Origin of the sequence: Bacteroides sp. AM16-13 (genome assembly GCF_003602705.1) — a bacterium.
Taxonomy (GTDB): domain Bacteria; phylum Bacteroidota; class Bacteroidia; order Bacteroidales; family Bacteroidaceae; genus Bacteroides; species Bacteroides xylanisolvens.
Genome location: NZ_QTLK01000026.1, coordinates 28,596 through 48,943 on the forward strand (window position 1 = coordinate 28,596; position 20,348 = coordinate 48,943).

Consider the following 20,348-nt stretch of genomic DNA (forward strand, 5'->3'; position numbering starts at 1 on the left):
CCTGCACATCTATTCTGCGCAGTAAAGTCAGGGTTTAGTTTGTTTTTTTGCAAAGATAAGGATTGTCTCCATGCAAAACAATCCCTATTTATAACGATTTTAAATCTTAACCGAATCTTAATAACTGATCTTCACCCCGGCAAAGAAGCTTCTCGGAAGTGACGGACCATAGATATAGCCGGAGTCACGGTCAGCTCCTTTATCGAAGTCGTCCTGATAGGCATTGAAAATATTCTGTATGCCGGCATTCAACTGGAGGTTCATCGACTTGTAAAGTTTGAAGTCATAAGCAGCTTTCAAACCGATATCGAAAAAGTCTTTGGTATTCACCGTTATCGGATTTTCAAGGAATCCCGGAACCGGCTCGTGGGGAACCAGCATCGAACCGGTATAGGTACCGGAAAGAGCGATAGATAACGGTTTTATCGGGGTGTAGGTTGCTGTAAAATAGCCGTAAGTATTTGGCGTACGCATCATTTTCTTCACCGCCGGAGCTTCTTTGTTCCAGATGTGCGGTTTGCTGTAATGGCTCTGTTGCAGAGTGACTCCCGCCTGAACTTGGATTTTATTCAGGTAAGCCATCTTTCCTTCCAGTGTCAATCCCAGAACTTGCGCTCCTGATGCATTGTGACGGGTACGTGTCAGGATTCCATCCACTACCTCTCCGTCGGTAAGGGCAAAAACATCCGACAACTTTGTATAGAATCCTTCTATCAGGAAGTTAACCTGAAACGCACCAAAACGATGATAAATATCTGCCGAAGCACTCAAGCTCTGTGATCTTTCTTCTTTCAGATTATCCGCCAGTTCAACCATCGCTACATTACCGCCTACATTCTCCACATGCAAATCTTCGTCGAAAGCCTGCGGAGCACGGAAGCCGGATGAGTAACTGAAACGAAGATTGATGTTTTCTGTCGGATTATAACGCAGGTTGGCACGCGGACTGAATATCACATGGTCAATCAGATTGTGTTTATCCAAACGACCGCCAATCAGGAATCCCCAATGCTCATTTTTCCATTCGTTCTGAAGGAAAGCACTACCGATATTCACTTTCTGGTCTACCGTACGATGGTAGCCCCACATGTTATCTTCCAGTTTATCCTGATTGAATTCTATTCCGGCAGTCAGGTCGGAAGGCATGAAGATACATTTTCCGAAACTATAAACATATTGCGATCCTGCCATCCAGTTCAAATCGGTGGTATTTCCGTAAGCATTCGGATCTTGTCCGCCACCATAATAGCTATCACGATTGATGTGTTGCGCAGATGCAAACACATTGAAACGATGTTTCTCGTTAGGTGAGAAATAATCGAACTTCAGTCCTCCTCCATTGATTGAGTGTTCGGTCTGCTCCGCCACATTCGCTTCGTGAGGCGGGCGGTTCAACAAGTCTCCTCCTCTGCGGAATTCTTCCATGTGATGATATTCAAAAGTAAGTTTTGAATAAGTCGTTGTTTTCAGGAACGAACGGAAACCAATTGTCTGACCGTGCAATTTAGGTATTTCGGAATATCCGTCACCGTCATGGTCATACGCAGAACGGTGGCGGTTCTGACCGAAGATATACAGACCTGCACGCTGGTCGTCCGTCACGAGAGACGCATTCAATGCCGTACTGTTGTCGAAAGCGTCGCCATCGCCAATTCCCGTAATCGTATGAGATAACATACCGGAGTTGCGCATCGGTTCTTTGGTGATGATATTGATTGTACCGGCAATGGCAGATGAGCCGAACAGTGCCGAGCCGCCTCCACGCATCACTTCCACACGTTCTATCATGCTGGCAGGAATCTGTTCGATACCATACACACCGGAAAGCGCACTAAAAATGGGACGGGAATCGAGCAGGATTTGCGTATAAGGGCCATCCAGTCCATTGATACGCACTTGCTGGAAACCGCAATTCTGACAATTGGACTCTACACGAACACCCGGCTGAAAGCTCAAGCCTTGCGCCAAAGTCGTAGAATTGGTATTCTCAAAGATTTTCAAATCTACTACATTCACCAGTGTCGGAGCCAGACGGCGGGTGGTTTCATTACGATTGGCAGATACGACTACGCCATCCAAAGCAACCGCATCTTCTTCTATCTCGAAATCTTCTTCCAATGTACGCCCTTTCTTCAGCGTCACATTCCGTCTGACGGTTTTATATCCCACCGAACTGACCTCCAGCACAAAATTACCTTCGGGAAGATTCTTCAAAAAATAATGCCCGGTAGCATCGGTCACAGTTCCGATGGTCGTACCTTTCAAGGCGACTGTAATATAGGGTAAATGCTCTTTTGTATTTTTATCAAGAATATGGCCAACGATATTGGCATCTGACTTACGTAATTCGGGATGATTAGGATATTCATGAGCTTGTCCTTCGAGGGCAGGCAACAATGTGCAGCACAAGCAGACAAGCGAAAAGATGTATTTCTTCATTTTTCGTTTGTTATTCGTTTTCGATAAGTATTCACATGGATAGACAGATAATGCCCTACCTCATGCAAGGTACGGTATCATCATTTAAAGAACAGAAAAACGAATAACCGGGGGTGCCCTAAGTCCCACTACCCCATGATACGGACAGTGATAGTGAGTGTGTTGCGAACGTCCGGGCAACAAGCATAATAAGAAAGGAATAAAAAGGGAAAGAGCAGAAACAACAGCCGCACCGTCTGCCGTTAAGTGAGACAGAAAATGAATCAGTTGCAGTTCAACTGTAGAATGTTTATGTGCCGCCCCTTTCTTAAACGGGTGTGAATGGACGATTGTCACGCCATTGACCACATGCACGTGGGCAAAGAATGTAAAGCTTACCAGATACGATACAAACAGTATCGGCAAGAAGTAGCGTGTAATATTCAATAACAATCGTTTCACCTCATTTTTTCTTTGAGGCGGCAAAGATACGAACTATTTATTTAACAATCAATTATTATATGAAATTCTGTTAATATACAGCCGAGGCTATTACTTGAATAAACAGAATTAAGAATACCATGGCAATCGGATAAACAGTTGCGTAAGCTACGCTCGGAATATTGCTATCCACCATCGAGTCGGCGGCAGCGAGTCCCGGAGTACTTGTCATCCCTCCCGTAATAGTTCCCAGCAAATCGAGCAGACTGATTTTAAATACGAAATGTCCGACAATAGCAGCAACAAGCATCGGCACCAATGTGATGGCAGCTCCTACTCCGAACATCAATAATCCGCTTTCCTGGAAAGTGGCTACGAGGTTCTTTCCGGCGGAAGTTCCTACTTCGGCAAGGAAAAGAAGCAGACCTAACTGGCGCAACAACTGGTTGGCAGGTCCGGACATAGACCAGATAATGGGTCCTGTCTTACCTATCGCACTCAACACAAGAGCTACCATCAAAACTCCCCCGGTCAGTCCCGGTGAGAATGACAGGCTATCAGAGAAAGAGATATTTATTTTGCCGAACAACACGCCCAATACAATACCCATTGCAATGGGGAAAAAGTCCGTATCAGATAGTTTCTTCGCATTGTTTCCCAACAGGCGGGCTACTCCTTTAAGTCCTTCTTTCTCACCGACTACCATCAGTTTATCACCAAACTTCAAGGCTAGATCGGGAGACGGAGATAAATCAATACCGCTTCGACGAACACGAGTCACTGTACAACCAAAGTTTTTCTGTAAGTTCAAATCACCCAGCTGTTTGTTTATCATGTCTTTTTTAGTCAACAACAAAGATTCTATTTCCTGTGTTTTATCCAAAGGCAGTTCACCTTCTTCTCTATTGCCTACCAACACAGCCAGTTGATCCAGTGACTCTTCGCTGCCTACGGCTTGTATGTAGTCTCCTTCATGCAACACCGTATGGGCGGTAGGAATGGATATTTCATCATTGTGTTTCAGACGTGAAATGACAGCACCTGTCATACCACGCGCATTAATTTGCACCAAGCTGCGATCGAACACATTCGCATTAGTGACGCGATAAATACAAGTAGTCAATTCCGGGAATTGTCCGCGACGTTCTATCTCCAGGCGACGGGCTTCTTTATCTAAATCCACCCGCATGATTTTAGGCAACAGCTTGACAAACAGAATCACGCCGATCACTCCAAACGGATATGCGATACCGTAAGCAATGGATGCCAGAGGAGAATTGGTACTGTCGATGGCAACAGCCAAACCCGGCGTACTAGTCAGCGCTCCGGCAATCAGACCGACAACACTCGGTGTATCGATATCAAATGCATATTTCAGTCCGACTGCAGTAAGACAGGCGGAACAAATAATAAGCATAGTGATGAGAATAAGCGTCTTTCCTTTGCTACGGAAAGAATCGAAGAATCCGGGCCCTGCCTGAATACCGATGGTAAAAATGAAGAGCACCAAGCCGAAGTTTCCTAATTCTTTAGGAATGATAACACCAAAATGCCCGAAAAGAAGGGCAATGAAAATAACTGCCGACACATCGAGAGATAACCCCTTAATTTTAATTCTTCCCAGCATAAATCCCAATGCGACAATCAGGAAAAGGGAAAAATAAGAGGAATGCAATAAGTCAGTAAACATAAAAAATAAAGGTTAGTTAGTTTAAGGGCGCGAAGGTACGGATTTTATTTAATCCTCACAACATTCCTTGCAGCAAGTAGCCCTTTCGTCTTCAAACTCCAAAGTGGCATGATGGATGCCTGCCTCTTCGAGTGCTTCTTTTATATGATGTTTCACTTCTTCCAACTGTGTGATATTATCAATGACAATATGGGCAGTCAAAGCGGTTTCCGTTGTGCTTAACGCCCAGATATGCAGGTGATGGCAATTCTCCACGCCGGGTTGTTCCATGATAATTTGCTGTATCTTTTGAGCGTCTATCCCCACCGGTACTCCATCCAACGACAACCGGAGACTATCGTGAAGCAATCCCCAAGTAGAGACAATAATGATAACAGCAATGCCAAGTCCGATAATCGGGTCAATAATACTCCATCCTGTATAGGTGATAATAATGCCGGAAACAACTACACCGACAGACACCAATGCATCTGCTGCCATGTGCAGATAAGCTCCTTTCACATTCAGATCCTTATCTTTATCTTTCATAAAGAGCCAGGCAGTCAGTGCGTTGATGACCACTCCCACCCCGGCTGTCCATGCGATGGCAGAACCATCTACGGAAACCGGGTGGAAGAATTTATCTACACTCTCGGCAATAATAATGCCCACGGCAACCAATAATATAACTGCATTTAATAAAGAGACAAGAATCGTACTCTTCTTATATCCATACGTGTAACGGCTATTGGGATGAACTTTCTGCAACCGGAAAGCCAACATAGCAAGCACCAGACTGGCTACATCACCCAAGTTATGCCCGGCATCAGAAAGCAATCCCAGAGAATTATAATAAAACCCTACTCCGAATTCTACGATAACAAAAGCAATATTCAGAGTGATGCCTATAATAAAAGCCTTATTAAGCGATGTCAACTGATGATTATGTTCGTGATGATGAGATTCCATATTATATATTGTTATTACATCTACTACCTAAAAAACATCTTATTGGGAGATTGGTTCATCCCCATTCCACTTTCGGCAATAGTAACGGCTCCCCTCCAGAAAAAACAAGCCACCGAAATGAATGAATCATCCCGATGGCTTATCCCCTTTAAACACCTTTAAACAAAATGAAAATATGCCTCATATACTAACTAAACTAACTAACCCTCGAGGCATATTTTAAAGAGGCTGTCGCATCAACCTCTTTTTATTATAGACAGCTTTCGCTCTCTAATCTTATTTACGAGCTTCGGCAATATAACCGAGAGCTTCTTCACATTTTGCAGTTACATAAGCCCAGTCTTCTGCTGCCACTTTATCTTTCGGGAACAACTTAGAGCCCATACCTACGCAGAATACACCAGCTTTAATCCATGCAGTCAGGTTTTCTTTAGTAGGTTCTACCCCACCTGTTACCATCAGCTTAGACCATGGCATCGGAGCCATCAAGCCTTTCACGAAGTTAGTTCCGTAAACATCACCCGGGAATACTTTGCAAAGATCGCAACCTACTTCCTGCGCAAAACCTACTTCTGATACAGAACCGCATCCCGGAGTATAAGCTACCGAACGACGGTTACATACCTTAGCAATTTCAGGATTAAACAACGGACCTACTACGAAGTTAGCACCCAGCTGCAAGTACATAGCAGCAGTAGCCGGATCAACGATAGAACCGATACCGATTGCCATTTCAGGACATTCTTTTGCTGCGAACTTAACGATTTCAGCAAATACTTCCTGTGCGAAGTCACCACGGTTTGTGAATTCGAAAGCACGAACACCACCGTCATAACAAGCCTTTACTACTTTCTTTGCAACTTCTGCATCTTTGTGATAGAATACAGGAACCATTCCTGTAGAGCCGATCTTATTCAATACGGCTATTTTATCGAATTTTGCCATCTTAATTTCTTATTTTAAATGAATTGATTTTTCAAACTCTCAACTCTCCATTCTCAACTCTCAACTTATTTACCTCTGTACGCGACCGCTTGCGTCACCACCAGCCAATGCTTCTACTTCTTCTATAGAAACAAGGTTGAAGTCACCATTGATAGTATGTTTCAATGCAGATGCAGCAACAGCGAATTCAAGAGCAGCACCCTGATTAGGTTTAGTCATCAAACCATGGATGATACCGCCAGAGAAAGAGTCACCACCACCTACACGGTCGATAATCGGATCGATATCATAACGTTTTGAAGTATAGAATTCTTCTCCGTTGTAGATCATAGCTTTCCAACCGTTGTGAGTAGCAGAGAAAGATTCGCGCAAAGTAGAAACTACATATTTGAATCCGAATTCTTTCATCATCTGCTGGAAGATGCCCTTGTAGCCTTCAGCATCTGTGTGGCCAGCCTCAACGTCAGCATCCGGTTTGAAGCCCAAGCAAAGTTCTGCATCTTCTTCGTTACCGATACATACGTCTACAAACTGCATCAACGGTTTCATGATAGACTGTGCTTTTTCTTTCGTCCACAGTTTCTTACGGAAGTTCAAGTCAACAGAAACAGTTACGCCGTGACGTTTTGCAGCTTCACAAGCCAGACGAGTCAACTCGGCAGCCTTGTCAGAAATAGCCGGAGTGATACCAGACCAGTGGAACCAGTCAGCACCTTCCATGATAGCATCAAAGTCGAAATCAGTAGCGTCAGCTTCAGCAATTGCAGAATGAGCACGGTCATAAATAACTTTGCTAGGACGCATAGAAGCACCTGTTTCCAAGTAGTAGATACCTACACGGTCGCCACCACGGGCAATAAAGTCTGTCTTTACGCCATATTTACGCAATGCGTTAACAGCAGACTGTCCAATTTCGTGTTTCGGTAATTTAGTTACGAAATAGGCGTCATGTCCGTAGTTGGCACAGCTCACTGCAACGTTAGCTTCTCCACCACCATATACTACATCAAAAGAGTCAGATTGAACAAAACGAGTATTACCCGGAGTTGATAATCTAAGCATGATTTCGCCTAATGTAACGACTTTCTTTCCCATAATCTTATGTTTTAAATTCTAAGTTATTAATATTATGAACTTTCAATTTATCATTCCAGCCCTATTTTAGGGGTTAATACACTGATAACATGACTATTAATCTATAAAAAGACTAACACCACATACCTTTCGTGTGCGGGCACAAAGATACAACAATTTTCGTAATTACAAAAATTGTTATATATTTGTATCGAAAATATTAAGATTATTATTGTGTGCGAGCACAAAAACCTATATAAATAAAGGTTATCGTATGAATAAATTGCCCGAAAGGATCAGAATCAAAGACATCGCCCGTCTGGCAGATGTATCAGTGGGAACAGTAGACCGCGTTATTCATGGACGTAGCGGAGTGTCGGAAGCCAGCAAGAAACGCGTAGAAGAAATTCTGAAGCAGCTTGACTACCAGCCCAACATGTACGCCAGCGCTTTGGCTTCTAATAAGAAGTATACGTTTATCTGTCTGCTGCCGGAGCATCTGGAAGGCGAATACTGGACAGCGGTAGAAACCGGTATCCACGAAGCCATTGCCACTTATTCGGATTTCAATACTTCGGTGAAAATCAACTATTACGATCCGTACGACTACCATTCATTCGAGAATGCCAGCGAAGCCATTCTGGCTTTACAGCCGGACGGAGTGATGGTAGCTCCTACCGCTCCGCAATATACGAAAGGTTTCACCGATCAGTTGCAGGCATTGGATATACCTTATATATATATAGACTCCAATATCAAAGACGTTCCTCCTCTTGCCTTCTTCGGTCAGAACTCACGCCAAAGCGGATATTTCGCTGCCAGAATGATGATGTTACTGGCACGGGATGAAAAGGAAATCGTTATTTTCCGCAAAATACATGAAGGAATTGTGGGTTCTAACCAGCAAGAGAACAGAGAAATCGGTTTCAGGCAGTACATGAAAGAACATCATCCGTCTTGTACTATACTGGAGCTCGACTTGCATGCCGAACGCAACGACGAAGACAATGAGATGCTGGATGAATTCTTCCGTACCTATCCGACAGTGAAAAACGGAATCACATTCAACTCTAAAGCCTATATCGTCGGCGAATACCTGCAAAGTCGCGGAAAGAAAGATTTCAATCTGATAGGTTATGACCTTCTGGAGCGGAATGTCACCTGCCTGAAAAAAGGAAGCATCTCTTTCCTCATTGCCCAGCAACCGGAACTACAAGGCGCCAATGGCATCAAAGCTCTTTGCGATCACCTTATTTTCAAGAAAGAAGTGACCTGCATCAACTATATGCCCATCGACTTGTTAACGGTAGAAACAATAGACTATTACCATAGCAAATAACAACAAAGTACAACTTTACAAGTACATTACATGGAAACAAAGTATTTAAGAATTAATCCTGCCGACAACGTTGCTGTTGCCATTGTTAACCTCCCGGCAGGAGAGCATCTTTCTGTAGATGGCATTGATATTACATTGAACGAAGACATTCCCGCCGGACATAAATTCGCATTGAAGAATTTTGCTGAAGGCGAAAATGTAATCAAGTACGGTTATCCTATCGGACATGCACGAATGGCAAAGAAACAGGGTGACTGGATGAACGAAACGAACATCAAAACCAACCTCGCCGGATTGTTGGATTACACTTACAACCCGATTCAGGTTTCTTTGGATATTCCTCATAAAGATCTTACATTCAAAGGTTATCGTCGCAAAAACGGTGATGTAGGGGTAAGAAACGAAATATGGATTATCCCGACAGTAGGTTGTGTAAACGGTATCATCGGTCAACTGGCTGAAGGACTGCGTCGCGAAACCGAAGGCAAAGGAGTGGATGCCATTGTCGCTTTCCCACACAACTACGGTTGCTCACAACTTGGTGACGACCACGAAAATACGAAAAAGATTCTTCGTGACATGGTGCTTCACCCCAATGCAGGTGCTGTATTGGTAGTAGGCTTGGGATGCGAAAACAATCAGCCGGACGTGTTCCGTGAGTTCCTGGGCGAGTTTGATGAAGACCGCGTGAAGTTCATGGTTACCCAAAAGGTAGGTGACGAATATGAAGAAGGAATGGAAATCCTACGTGATTTATATGCAAAGGCTTCTAAAGATGAACGTACCGATGTTCCTCTGTCCGAATTGCGTGTGGGATTGAAATGCGGTGGCTCCGATGGTTTCTCCGGCATTACAGCAAACCCGCTATTGGGTATGTTCTCCGATTTCCTGATTGCACAGGGAGGTACAAGCGTATTGACCGAAGTACCGGAAATGTTCGGTGCAGAAACCATCCTAATGAACCGTTGCAAAAACGAGGAACTGTTTGAACAGACCGTCCATCTGATTAATGACTTCAAAGAATACTTCCTGTCACACGGAGAGCCTGTCGGTGAAAATCCTTCTCCGGGAAACAAAGCCGGCGGTATCTCCACCCTGGAAGAAAAAGCACTGGGATGTACCCAGAAGTGCGGAAAGAGCTATGTATCCGGCGTGATGCCTTACGGCGAACGTTTACAGAAAAAAGGTCTTAATCTGCTTTCTGCTCCGGGCAATGATCTGGTTGCAGCCACCACCCTTGCTGCAAGCGGATGTCACATGGTACTTTTCACCACCGGACGTGGTACTCCTTTCGGTACTTTTGTTCCAACCATGAAGATTTCCACCAACTCGACGCTGGCTAAAAACAAACCGGGATGGATTGACTTCAACGCTGGTGTGATTGTAGAAAACGAACCGATGGAAAAGACTTGCGAACGTTTCATTGATTATATCATCAAAGTGGCAAGCGGTGAATTCGTAAATAACGAAAAGAAAGGTTATCGCGAAATTGCTATCTTTAAAACAGGCGTAACCTTGTAAATTGTTTTTTTGATACAGTAACTTATACGAAGTTAAAAGACACCATAGAATTGCTATCCCCTACTCAACAAGAAGTTGAACGGGACAGCAATTCTTTTTTGTATAATACCATATCAAAGCCTCATCATACCATTGAACTCTTTATTATCAAAATATTCAAGCAAAAAGTTTGTTCATCTGAAATCTTTTATTTTACTTTGCATCACAAAGTACTTTTTATATGAATAAAAATAAAGCATTAGAATCGGTAAATGAGATAAAAGAGTTGATGGAAAAGTCTTCAAAGTTTATCTCTCTAAGTGGTCTCGCTGCAATCATGGCGGGCATTTACGCATTAGTTGGCGCATATATCGCCACACAAGTTATTACACCGGGCACTCATTTAATTGTTGCCCTTGAATTAATGGCTATAATAGCCTCGCTCGTATTGGTAGCCGCTGCGGTCACTGCCTGCATCCTGTCCTATTACAAATCCAAGAAGACAGGGCAAAAATTTTTCAGCCGCCTCACATACCGGGCATTGTGGAATTTCTCTCTTCCGATGCTGACCGGAGGTGTTTTATGTATTTCCATCCTTATGCACGAGTATTATGACATTCTGGCTTCTGTCATGCTTCTATTTTACGGGCTGGCACTAGTCAACGTTTCCAAGTTTACTTATTCCAGCATCATATGGTTAGGTTATGCTTTCATCTGTTTGGGCGTCGTAGACTGTTTTTGGGAAGGTCATTCATTATTGTTTTGGACCATCGGTTTCGGCGGTTTCCATATCCTCTATGGTATATTGTTCTATTTACACTACGAAAGAAAGAGATCATAAATGATAGAAGCATTCCAATATATTAATAAAGCATTCGAAAGCAAGGTCCGACTGGGCATCATGGCTATTCTGATGGTAAATGAGGAAGCTGATTTCAATTTTCTGAAAGAGCAGCTCTCTCTGACCGACGGCAATCTTGCCAGCCATACCCGTGCCCTAGAAGAACTGGGATATATCGTATGCAACAAAAGTTTTGTCGGACGAAAACCACGGACTGTTTTTCAGGCAACCCCGCAAGGCAGAGAAGCTTTCAAATCGCATATTGAAGCCTTAGAGAAATTTCTAAAATCAAAATAAATAATTCATCAAAACACTACTGGCTTATGGACGCTTTCAATGAAAATTTAAATGAGCAACAGGCGCAGCAACCTATGGGATGCCTCCACCGTTTCTCCAAAACAATCAAGGTTGTCATCATCGGATTATTAATCCTTCTCCTGATGATACCCATGTTTATGATTGAGAATCTTATTTCCGAACGGGGACGAACCCAGGAAGAAGCTATCGACGAGGTAAGCGAAAAATGGAGTCTTGCACAGACCATCACTGGCCCTTACCTGAATCTCCAGTATCCGGTTGTCACTGAAAACAACGGTGAGAAGAAGGTTTCCATCAAAGACCTGATACTTTTTCCTGACGAGCTTATGGTCAACGGACAACTGAAGACTGAAATCCTGAAAAGAAGTATCTATGAGGTCAATGTATATCAATCGGAACTAACATTGAAAGGGTCATTCAGTTCGGAAGAATTGAAAAAGAGCAGAATAGACATGGACCAGTTGCAGTTTGATAGGGCAGCTATTTGCTTGAACCTGACCGACATGCGGGGTATCAGCGAACAAATCAGCATCACCTTGGGAGATTCTGTTTATATATTCGAACCGGGTATGGACAACAGAGGAATAGCTAACACCGGAGTTCATGCGATCGCTAATTTGTGGGAGTTGAAGCTGAACAAAAAACTGCCATACGAAATAAAAATCAAACTGAAAGGTTCACAGTCACTCAACTTTATTCCATTGGGTAAAACAACCCGTGTAGATCTGAAAGCCAACTGGAATACACCGAGCTTTACCGGAAACTATCTGCCTAACAACCGGAATATTACGGAGAAGGAATTTTCCGCACAATGGCAAGTTTTAAACTTGAACCGAAATTACTCACAAGTGATGGTTGACTTCAACACCTCAAATATCAAGGATATTGAGAGTTCCAGTTTCGGTGTGAACTTCAAAATTCCGGTGGAACAGTACCAACAGTCTATGCGTTCCGCAAAGTATGCTATTCTGATTATCCTACTGACTTTCGGAGTTATCTTCTTCACTGAAATCATGAACAAGACCCGCATTCATGCCTTGCAGTATTTATTGGTAGGACTGGCTCTCTGTCTATTCTACAGCCTGCTCCTCTCCTTCTCCGAACACGTCGGTTTCAACCCGGCCTATTTGTTATCTTCTGCACTGACTATTATACTGGTAGGCGGATACATGTTCGGAATCACCAAGAAAAAGAAACCGTCATTAATCATGTCCGGACTATTAGGTATACTTTATCTTTATATATTTGTTCTTATTCAGCTAGAAACTTTTGCGTTACTGGCAGGCAGCTTGGGATTATTTATTATCCTTGCAATGGTAATGTATTTTTCAAAGAAAATAGACTGGTTTAATGAATAATCGGCTTTTCTTCTGAAACACTTGACAAATGGCTTTTTATTTTGTATCTTTGAGGAAACAAAAGTAATAAGAGGAATGAAAAATATAAGAAAAACAGAGACATAAAAAGCCTTTAAACTGATACATTTCAGTATTAGCACAGATATATTATAGGGCAATGATCTAACGTTCATTGCCCTATTTCGTTTATATTTTTACTTAATCCATTCTATCGAATCTCTAAAAACGCTCAAAATAGTTTTTAATAAACTCTGATACCGTTTATAATAAACTATCACAAAGTTTATTATAAACAGAAAGTACGTTTATTAAAAGTGAAGTCTTTAATTGTAAAAATTGAGAAACACGGTTTCATACAATAGGAGGCTATAAATAAACCGTTCATTCATACAGTAACATAAACGAACAAAATCCTTCATTCCACCCAAACGATTGAACTTCCTTCACTCACTACACACTAAAATGTTTTCTTCAAATATATCATATCCACCAACTGCACACCATCCTCATACATCGGATGATCATAGTTGTCAGTAAAAAAATTCTTTATTCGGTGAGAAATCACAAAACCACAATGTTCATAGAAAGATCTGGAAGAAGGTACATCTCCTGTGCCCACCAACATTTCAGAGCACTTTCCCTGATAATATTCAAATAAAAACTCTATTAAACGTTTTCCGTACCCCTGTCGTTGGAAGAAAGGAACAGTAGCAATATTCTTGATTTCATAAACACCTTCCCCCTCACGTGTCACCACACAAAGAGCTTTCAGCCCGTCATCATAAAGAACAAACATATCACCGCGTTCCAAATATCGGTCAATCATACTTTCTTGTTCATCAGCCAAGAGTAATAAATCAAGGAATTCTTTTTTATCTGAAGTTACTAGTTTTATCTCCATATTTTCTATTTTGTCACAAAATAAAAATGTTACCGACTCATTTTCCTATGGTCCAAAATAATATTCATATTCTCCAAAGCCCATCCCACCAGTCCTTCAATATGAGGAATCAAGGTACCACCTGTATCTGTCAGGCAATACTCCACACGAGGAGGTACTTCAGCATATACTTTCCGTTCAACCAATCCATCTGATTCCAAAGTACGCAATGTAACAGTCAACATTCTTTGAGAGACGTCTTCTATCGTTTTATGGATATCACTAAAACGCATAGTTCCATTTGCGTTCAGCGTAATAAGCACCAACATCGACCACTTATCTCCCAAGCGGCTAAGCACATCTCTTATCGGACAATTCCCCGTCGGATGAAAGTTTTTCATTCTTTAACGTTTTGTATTTTATTGAGTTTCAGCAATAGTTACCTCTATGTAACTTCCTTATTTTCAAGTACGTTATTGCATTTCTCAAACAAGAAAGATACATTTGCATCACAAAAGTAATAAACTTACTAATAATAACTATTGTTTCATTTAAATAATTATGATTATGGCAAAGAAAGTTGCAGTTTTAGCAGTGAATCCGGTAAATGGTTGTGGATTATTCCAATATTTGGAAGCATTTTTCGAGAATGGCATTTCATATAAAGTATTTGCCGTATCGGATACGAAGGAGATTAAAACAAATTCAGGAATCAACCTAACAGTGGATGATGTGATTGCTAATTTGAAGGGACACGAAGATGAGTTTGACGCACTCGTTTTCTCTTGTGGCGATGCAGTGCCTGTATTTCAGCAGAATGCCGATAAGCCTTATAATGTAGATTTGATGCAAGTCATTAAAACGTTCGGGGATAAAGGGAAAATGATGATCGGACATTGTGCCGGTGCAATGATGTTTGACTTTACCGGTATAACCAAAGGAAAAAAAGTAGCAGTTCACCCATTAGCCAAGTCAGCTATTCAAAACGGAACAGCTACCGATGAGAAATCAGAGATAGATGGTAACTTCTTCACCGCTCAAAATGAAAATACTATTTGGACAATGATGCCGCAGGTTACCGAAGCATTAAAATAATGCCGGCTGCGCAGATATAAAACAATAAATATAAACATTATTATTTAAATTCACGTATCCGAAGATGAAAAAGCACGTTCGTTTAAAAGGAACGGTGTGTTTCTCGGTGTGCAACGGGTCGTTTCTTTTAAAGGAGCGACCCATTGGTTTTAAAGGAAAAACACACCATTTATTATGCATTAGTAATCAATTACTTACAAGTTCGAAAAATTCTAAGACTGACTAACTTCCCCAAACAACGTTTTATTTAATAAATCCGTACAATTCTACCTCTTTATTTCTCAAAATACTGTTGTTAGTTAACTAAAATCCAACGGAAATATCATATATTACATTATCTTTTCGCACCAAGAAAAAGAAAAACGGAACATTACAAAAATCCGAAACAGCGTTCATCATTTTTAAAAAAGTCCGTATATTAGCAGCTTGAAGATTTGAAAGAGATAAACAGCATACTCCTTTCGAATTTAAATAACCAAACAAGATGCCTAAAACAATATGACCAGAGAGAAAGAAAATTACAATGCATTTTTACTTCATTTTTTAGAAAGGTTGAATGGCTGTGAATCTATTGAAAACAAAATCACAGAATCACTGACAGATATTTGCGAATACTACGGTTTTAAAAGAGGATTCATTTACCAAACTGATGGATTTCGCTACTTTTATCTAAAGGAAACTGTCGGAAATAGCGACAACATCCTGCGACAACGTTTTGAAATCAGCGAAATGACCAATCAACATGCTGCGCGTATAAATGGAAAAAACAAACCTTTTTATGCTTGCAGAAACCAAAATACTTCTTGGAATGATGTAGACATCGTGGATTTTTATAAAGTCGACTCATTACTAATCCGGCAAATTCAAGACTCCGAAGGGAAAATTATCGGATTCATCGGATTTGGAGACAGAGAACATGCAATATCCTTCACCGATGAAGAACTTCAAGTGATTCATCTCATTTTAGGCTCCCTCTCCAAGGAAATAGCAGTGCGGGAATATAAAGAAAGAGAAGTGCGGGCAAGCAAGACATTAAGCAGCATCATGAATAATATGGGAGTTGACATTTATGTGAACTCTTTTGATTCTCATGATATGCTATATGTCAATGAATCTATGGCCGCTCCTTATGGAGGCATCGAACATTTTGAAGGAAAAAAATGCTGGCAGGCTCTTTATAAAGATAAAACCGGAGAATGTGAATTTTGTCCTAAAAAACATTTGATTGACGAAAACGGGCAACCTACCAAAGTCTACTCCTGGGACTACCAACGCCCGTTTGACAAATGTTGGTTCCGGGTATTCAGCGCAGCATTTGCCTGGATTGACGGACAAATAGCACATGTTATAACCAGTGTCGATATCAACCATCAAAAAACGATTGAAGAAGAACTAAGAGTAGCCAAAGAAAAAGCAGAAAATCTGGACCGCTTAAAATCAGCCTTTCTCGCTAACATGAGTCACGAAATCCGCACTCCGCTAAATGCGATTGTTGGTTTTGCAAGTCTGTTGGTTGAATCGGACGACAAAAAAGAACGTCAGGATTATGTTGACATTATGCAGGAAAACACGGAACTTCTTTTGCAGTTGATTTCCGATATTCTCGATTTATCGAAAATAGAAGCCGGAACACTCGACTTCACCATGGATCACCTGGATATCAAGAGCTTCTGCGAAGATATAATGCGCAATTATGATATAAAAGAAGATAAACCCGTACCCGTTTTGCTGGCTCCGGATTTACCTGAATATTATATTTACACAGACAAAAAACGTTTAATGCAGGTTATTACCAATTTCATAAATAATGCTCTCAAATTTACGAATGAAGGGCAGATTATGTTGGAATATCGCCATAAAGCAGAAAGTAATGAGATAGAATTCGCTGTCACAGACACAGGTATGGGGATTGCGCCCGATAAAGTAGATCAGGTGTTCGACCGATTTGTAAAACTCAACTCTTTTTCAAAAGGCACGGGCTTAGGTCTATCTATTTGCAGAAGTATCATCGAACATCTTGGCGGCACTATCGGTGTCGAATCCGAAATGGGAGTCGGCAGCCGTTTCTGGTTCACACATCCCTTGCGCTTAAATCAATAAGAAATAATAAAAAGAACCTGCCCTACTTATCAATAGTAGGAACAGGTTATACTTTTTTTCTATGGAGTGTCTCCCTCATCTATAGAAAGATCAATGAAATAATGCCTTCTTTCGACTTCCTTTTTGCCACTTCCTGTGAAAAACACTACTTTTGCATCGCTATTTTGATTTTAGAATAAAACAAATACCCAACGTTCATTTATGACTGAAGAAAAAATACATAAAGACCGTCCCGGAAACTGGTGGGCATTAAGCCCGTTACTCGTATTCCTTTGCCTCTATCTGGTAACTTCCATCCTCGTCAACGACTTTTATAAAGTACCTATCACAGTGGCTTTCCTCGTCTCTTCCTGTTATGCCATCGCCATTACACGCGGCTTGAAACTGGACCAGCGTATCTATCAATTCTCGGTAGGAGCTGCCAATAAGAATATCCTCCTGATGATATGGATATTCATCCTTGCCGGAGCTTTTGCCCAAAGCGCAAAGCAAATGGGTGCAATTGATGCCACCGTCAATCTGACGCTGCATATTCTTCCTGACAATTTATTGCTGGCAGGTATCTTTATTGCCGCCTGTTTCATCTCTTTATCCATCGGAACCAGTGTGGGAACTATTGTCGCCCTTACTCCCGTTGCCGTAGGACTGGCAGAAAAAACTGAAATAGCTCTCCCCTTTATGGTAGCCGTCGTAGTAGGCGGTTCTTTTTTCGGAGACAACTTATCTTTTATCTCCGACACCACCATCGCTTCGACAAAAACCCAAGAATGTGTAATGCGTGATAAATTCCGTGTAAATTCTATGATTGTCGTCCCGGCAGCCATCATTGTGTTGGGAATTTACATATTTCAGGGACTATCCATTACAGCTCCCACCCAAACACAGACCATTGAATGGATCAAAGTTATACCTTATATAATAGTATTAGGAACAGCCATTGCCGGAATGAACGTGATGCTCGTACTCATAATAGGTATATTGACAAGTGGCATCATTGGCATCGCGACCGGCAGCTTCGGAATCTTCGACTGGTTTGGTGCCATGGGAACAGGAATTACAGGAATGGGAGAACTGATTATTATCACCCTGTTGGCCGGAGGGATGCTCGAAACAATCCGTTATAACGGTGGTATCGATTTCATTATCCAGAAACTCACCCGCCACGTCAATGGTAAAAGAGGAGCCGAATTAAGCATCGCAGCCCTGGTAAGTATCGCCAACTTATGTACTGCCAACAACACGATTGCCATTATTACAACAGGACCGATTGCCAAAGATATTGCCGTGAAATTCCATCTTGACCGAAGAAAAACAGCCAGTATCCTCGATACTTTCTCCTGCCTGATACAAGGGATTATTCCATACGGAGCGCAGATGCTGATTGCAGCGGGACTTGCCAGCATCTCCCCCATCAGTATCATCGGCAATCTCTATTATCCGTTTACAATGGGAGCATGCGCCCTGCTCGCGATTTTGTTCCGCTATCCAAAACGGTATTCGTAAAAAAGATACGAAATGTTTGTCAATCAAAAGAAAAGCCGTATCTTTGTGCCCGCTATTACGAGATAATAGCATAATTCAAATCAATCATTAAAAACAATTATTTAAAATGGCAACTAGAATCAGATTGCAAAGACACGGACGTAAAAGTTACGCGTTCTATTCAATTGTAATTGCAGACAGCAGAGCACCACGTGATGGTAAATTTATTGAGAAGATTGGTACTTACAACCCTAACACCAATCCTGCTACAGTAGATTTGAATTTCGACGCTGCATTGGCATGGGTACTGAAAGGTGCACAACCAAGTGACACTGTACGTAACATCCTTTCTCGTGAAGGAGTTTACATGAAGAAACATCTTCTGGGCGGTGTAGCAAAAGGCGCATTCGGAGAAGCAGAAGCAGAAGCTAAATTCGAAGCTTGGAAAAACAACAAACAGTCAGGTTTGGCTACTTTGAAAGCTAAACAAGACGAAGCTAAGAAAGCTGAAGCTAAAGCACGTCTGGAAGCAGAAAAGAAAATCAACGAAGTGAAGGCAAAAGCACTCGCTGAAAAGAAAGCTGCTGAAGCTGCTGAAAAAGCTGCTGCTGAAGCACCTGCAGAAGAAGCTGCCGCAGCTCCGGCTGAAGAAGCTCCTGCAACAGAAGCTGCTGCTGAATAATTTTCAGCAGATTCCGAACAAGAAATTAGGAAAAAGCAATAAATCCTCTCCGGTCCGCCGGAGGGGATTTTTTTATTACTTTCTGCTATAAAACATATCAAATTATTTATTCCGTTCAGAATAAAATGCCTTTCTTTGCATCAGCATAGTTCAGCATAGTATTACTTATTTTTCGAATATGAAACGAACTGATAAAAAGGCAACATTCGGACAACAGGCAAGCAAGGTTACGCAACTAGCGGACGCACTTAGCCAGGCGATTTCCAGGAAAGAATTTCTTGAAGGAGATTCTTTGCCTTCCATCAATCAGTTAAGCGCTCAATACGGAGTATCACGTGATACAGTTTTCAAGGCTTTCCTTGATTTACGCGAACGAGGCTTGATTGACTCCACTCCCGGCAAGGGTTATTATGTGACGAGCCAGGTGACCAATGTCTTATTGCTGCTCGACCAATATACTCCTTTCAAAGAAGCCTTATATAACAGTTTCGTCAGACATCTGCCTATCAACTATAAGGTAGACTTATTGTTTCATCAATACAACGAACGGTTGTTCAATACGATCCTCCGGGAATCCATCGGAAAATACAACAAATACATCGTGATGAATTTCGATAACGAGAAATTCAGCACTGTTCTCAATAAAATTAATCCTTCAAGATTATTACTTCTCGATTTCGGCAAATTTGAAAAAGAAAAGTATTCATATATCTGCCAGGATTTTGATGATTCTTTCTATCAGGCATTGAATCTGCTCAAGGAAAGGTTAAGGAACTATCACCAGCTCGTTTTTCTGTTTCCCAAAAGCCTGAAACACCCTCAAAGCAGTAAGGTATATTTTACCCGTTTCTGCCAGGAACAGGGATTTCTCTGTGAAATACAGGAGGATATTGAGAACCTGATTGTACGTAAGGGAGTTGCCTATATCGCTATCAAACAACAAGACGTAGTAAAGGTGGTGAAACAAGGAAGATTGGAAGGGCTGAAATGCGGAAAAGATTTTGGCCTATTGGCTTACAATGATATTCCTTCCTATGAAGTGATTGACGAAGGAATAACCTCATTGAGTATTAATTGGGAAATGATGGGAAATGAAGCGGCCAATTTTGTTCTCAATAATGTACCGGTGCAGAAGTTCTTGCCGACGGAAGTAAGACTTCGAAAGTCGCTTTAATTTTTTTTGCGAAGACATCAGCACAGTTCAGCACAGATATTAATTAATCCTTTAATAGATAGA

At 41.6% G+C, this 20,348-nt stretch carries 18 protein-coding genes; 10 read left to right on the forward strand and 8 right to left on the reverse strand.

Annotation, left to right across the window (positions count from 1 at the left end; genetic code table 11):
• Positions 1-117: 117 nt before the first annotated feature.
• The 6 genes from DW173_RS18660 to DW173_RS18685 form a co-directional block, all read right to left on the reverse strand.
• Positions 118-2,439: a TonB-dependent receptor gene (locus DW173_RS18660; RefSeq protein WP_120144981.1), complete on the reverse strand. Its 2,322-nt coding sequence runs from the start codon at positions 2,437-2,439 to the stop codon at positions 118-120.
• 84 nt (positions 2,440-2,523) lie between these two features.
• On the reverse strand, positions 2,524-2,904 hold the full coding sequence (locus DW173_RS18665) for a hypothetical protein (RefSeq protein WP_074708316.1): 381 nt from the start codon (positions 2,902-2,904) through the stop codon (positions 2,524-2,526).
• Between the two features lie 46 nt (positions 2,905-2,950).
• Positions 2,951-4,549: an aspartate:alanine exchanger family transporter gene (locus tag DW173_RS18670; RefSeq protein WP_009040471.1), complete on the reverse strand. Its 1,599-nt coding sequence runs from the start codon at positions 4,547-4,549 to the stop codon at positions 2,951-2,953.
• Positions 4,550-4,597: 48 nt separating this feature from the next.
• A complete protein-coding gene (locus tag DW173_RS18675; protein ID WP_120144982.1) occupies positions 4,598-5,497 on the reverse strand; it encodes a cation diffusion facilitator family transporter in 900 nt (299 codons plus the stop codon).
• 276 nt (positions 5,498-5,773) lie between these two features.
• The gene (locus tag DW173_RS18680; protein ID WP_004300153.1) at positions 5,774-6,442 is read right to left on the reverse strand and encodes a bifunctional 4-hydroxy-2-oxoglutarate aldolase/2-dehydro-3-deoxy-phosphogluconate aldolase; all 669 of its coding nucleotides are present in this window, start codon (positions 6,440-6,442) and stop codon (positions 5,774-5,776) included.
• A 69-nt stretch (positions 6,443-6,511) separates the two neighbouring features.
• Positions 6,512-7,537 (reverse strand): sugar kinase, encoded by a 1,026-nt coding sequence (locus DW173_RS18685; protein WP_015530936.1) that lies wholly within the window; start codon positions 7,535-7,537, stop codon positions 6,512-6,514.
• Between the two features lie 253 nt (positions 7,538-7,790).
• On the opposite strand from DW173_RS18685, the gene DW173_RS18690 reads away from it, so the two are divergent.
• The 5 genes from DW173_RS18690 to creD all read left to right on the forward strand — a co-directional run bounded on the left by DW173_RS18690 (position 7,791) and on the right by creD (position 12,872).
• Entirely contained in the window at positions 7,791-8,855 is a 1,065-nt protein-coding gene (locus tag DW173_RS18690) for a LacI family DNA-binding transcriptional regulator (protein WP_120144996.1), read from the forward strand.
• A gap of 30 nt (positions 8,856-8,885) precedes the next feature.
• Entirely contained in the window at positions 8,886-10,376 is a 1,491-nt protein-coding gene (locus tag DW173_RS18695; protein ID WP_120144983.1) for a UxaA family hydrolase, read from the forward strand.
• A gap of 220 nt (positions 10,377-10,596) precedes the next feature.
• Complete coding sequence (locus DW173_RS18700; RefSeq protein WP_199722851.1) at positions 10,597-11,196, forward strand: hypothetical protein; 600 nt, start codon at positions 10,597-10,599, stop codon at positions 11,194-11,196.
• Positions 11,197-11,493, forward strand: coding sequence for a winged helix-turn-helix domain-containing protein (locus DW173_RS18705; protein ID WP_004313179.1), 297 nt, complete (start codon positions 11,197-11,199; stop codon positions 11,491-11,493). It begins immediately after the preceding gene.
• A gap of 26 nt (positions 11,494-11,519) precedes the next feature.
• On the forward strand, positions 11,520-12,872 hold the full coding sequence (creD, locus tag DW173_RS18710) for a cell envelope integrity protein CreD (protein ID WP_120144984.1): 1,353 nt from the start codon (positions 11,520-11,522) through the stop codon (positions 12,870-12,872).
• A 457-nt stretch (positions 12,873-13,329) separates the two neighbouring features.
• Here the strand turns inward: creD and DW173_RS18720 are convergent, their stop codons facing one another.
• Together DW173_RS18720 and DW173_RS18725 are read right to left on the reverse strand one after the other, a co-directional pair.
• Positions 13,330-13,773 (reverse strand): GNAT family N-acetyltransferase, encoded by a 444-nt coding sequence (locus tag DW173_RS18720; RefSeq protein WP_120144986.1) that lies wholly within the window; start codon positions 13,771-13,773, stop codon positions 13,330-13,332.
• 29 nt (positions 13,774-13,802) lie between these two features.
• Positions 13,803-14,153 carry a winged helix-turn-helix transcriptional regulator gene (locus tag DW173_RS18725; protein ID WP_004313186.1) on the reverse strand — a complete coding sequence of 117 codons (351 nt, stop codon included), beginning with the start codon at positions 14,151-14,153 and terminating at the stop codon, positions 13,803-13,805.
• Between the two features lie 166 nt (positions 14,154-14,319).
• Between DW173_RS18725 and DW173_RS18730 the strand changes: the two genes are divergently transcribed.
• From DW173_RS18730 to DW173_RS18750, 5 genes are all read left to right on the forward strand, one after another.
• On the forward strand, positions 14,320-14,847 hold the full coding sequence (locus DW173_RS18730; protein WP_008022937.1) for a DJ-1/PfpI family protein: 528 nt from the start codon (positions 14,320-14,322) through the stop codon (positions 14,845-14,847).
• A 498-nt stretch (positions 14,848-15,345) separates the two neighbouring features.
• The gene (locus tag DW173_RS18735; RefSeq protein WP_055236261.1) at positions 15,346-16,947 is read left to right on the forward strand and encodes a GAF domain-containing sensor histidine kinase; all 1,602 of its coding nucleotides are present in this window, start codon (positions 15,346-15,348) and stop codon (positions 16,945-16,947) included.
• A 201-nt stretch (positions 16,948-17,148) separates the two neighbouring features.
• The gene (locus DW173_RS18740) at positions 17,149-18,450 is read left to right on the forward strand and encodes a Na+/H+ antiporter NhaC family protein (RefSeq protein ID WP_004313189.1); all 1,302 of its coding nucleotides are present in this window, start codon (positions 17,149-17,151) and stop codon (positions 18,448-18,450) included.
• 106 nt (positions 18,451-18,556) lie between these two features.
• A complete protein-coding gene (locus tag DW173_RS18745) occupies positions 18,557-19,111 on the forward strand; it encodes a 30S ribosomal protein S16 (protein WP_004300172.1) in 555 nt (184 codons plus the stop codon).
• Between the two features lie 178 nt (positions 19,112-19,289).
• The gene (locus DW173_RS18750) at positions 19,290-20,285 is read left to right on the forward strand and encodes a GntR family transcriptional regulator (protein WP_120144987.1); all 996 of its coding nucleotides are present in this window, start codon (positions 19,290-19,292) and stop codon (positions 20,283-20,285) included.
• Positions 20,286-20,348: the final 63 nt, after the last annotated feature.

Bases quoted from the DNA above. Each gene is read 5' to 3' on its own strand.
- DW173_RS18745 (WP_004300172.1), top strand. From the start codon at position 18,557: ATGGCAACTAGAATCAGATTGCAAAGACACGGACGTAAAAGTTACGCG.
- creD (WP_120144984.1), top strand. From the start codon at position 11,520: ATGGACGCTTTCAATGAAAATTTAAATGAGCAACAGGCGCAGCAACCT.
- DW173_RS18685 (WP_015530936.1), bottom strand. From the start codon at position 7,537: ATGGGAAAGAAAGTCGTTACATTAGGCGAAATCATGCTTAGATTATCA.
- DW173_RS18735 (WP_055236261.1), top strand. From the start codon at position 15,346: ATGACCAGAGAGAAAGAAAATTACAATGCATTTTTACTTCATTTTTTA.
- DW173_RS18730 (WP_008022937.1), top strand. From the start codon at position 14,320: ATGGCAAAGAAAGTTGCAGTTTTAGCAGTGAATCCGGTAAATGGTTGT.
- DW173_RS18705 (WP_004313179.1), top strand. From the start codon at position 11,197: ATGATAGAAGCATTCCAATATATTAATAAAGCATTCGAAAGCAAGGTC.
- DW173_RS18750 (WP_120144987.1), top strand. From the start codon at position 19,290: ATGAAACGAACTGATAAAAAGGCAACATTCGGACAACAGGCAAGCAAG.
- DW173_RS18670 (WP_009040471.1), bottom strand. From the start codon at position 4,549: ATGTTTACTGACTTATTGCATTCCTCTTATTTTTCCCTTTTCCTGATT.
- DW173_RS18700 (WP_199722851.1), top strand. From the start codon at position 10,597: ATGAATAAAAATAAAGCATTAGAATCGGTAAATGAGATAAAAGAGTTG.
- DW173_RS18720 (WP_120144986.1), bottom strand. From the start codon at position 13,773: ATGGAGATAAAACTAGTAACTTCAGATAAAAAAGAATTCCTTGATTTA.
- DW173_RS18690 (WP_120144996.1), top strand. From the start codon at position 7,791: ATGAATAAATTGCCCGAAAGGATCAGAATCAAAGACATCGCCCGTCTG.
- DW173_RS18675 (WP_120144982.1), bottom strand. From the start codon at position 5,497: ATGGAATCTCATCATCACGAACATAATCATCAGTTGACATCGCTTAAT.
- DW173_RS18695 (WP_120144983.1), top strand. From the start codon at position 8,886: ATGGAAACAAAGTATTTAAGAATTAATCCTGCCGACAACGTTGCTGTT.
- DW173_RS18740 (WP_004313189.1), top strand. From the start codon at position 17,149: ATGACTGAAGAAAAAATACATAAAGACCGTCCCGGAAACTGGTGGGCA.
- DW173_RS18725 (WP_004313186.1), bottom strand. From the start codon at position 14,153: ATGAAAAACTTTCATCCGACGGGGAATTGTCCGATAAGAGATGTGCTT.
- DW173_RS18660 (WP_120144981.1), bottom strand. From the start codon at position 2,439: ATGAAGAAATACATCTTTTCGCTTGTCTGCTTGTGCTGCACATTGTTG.
- DW173_RS18680 (WP_004300153.1), bottom strand. From the start codon at position 6,442: ATGGCAAAATTCGATAAAATAGCCGTATTGAATAAGATCGGCTCTACA.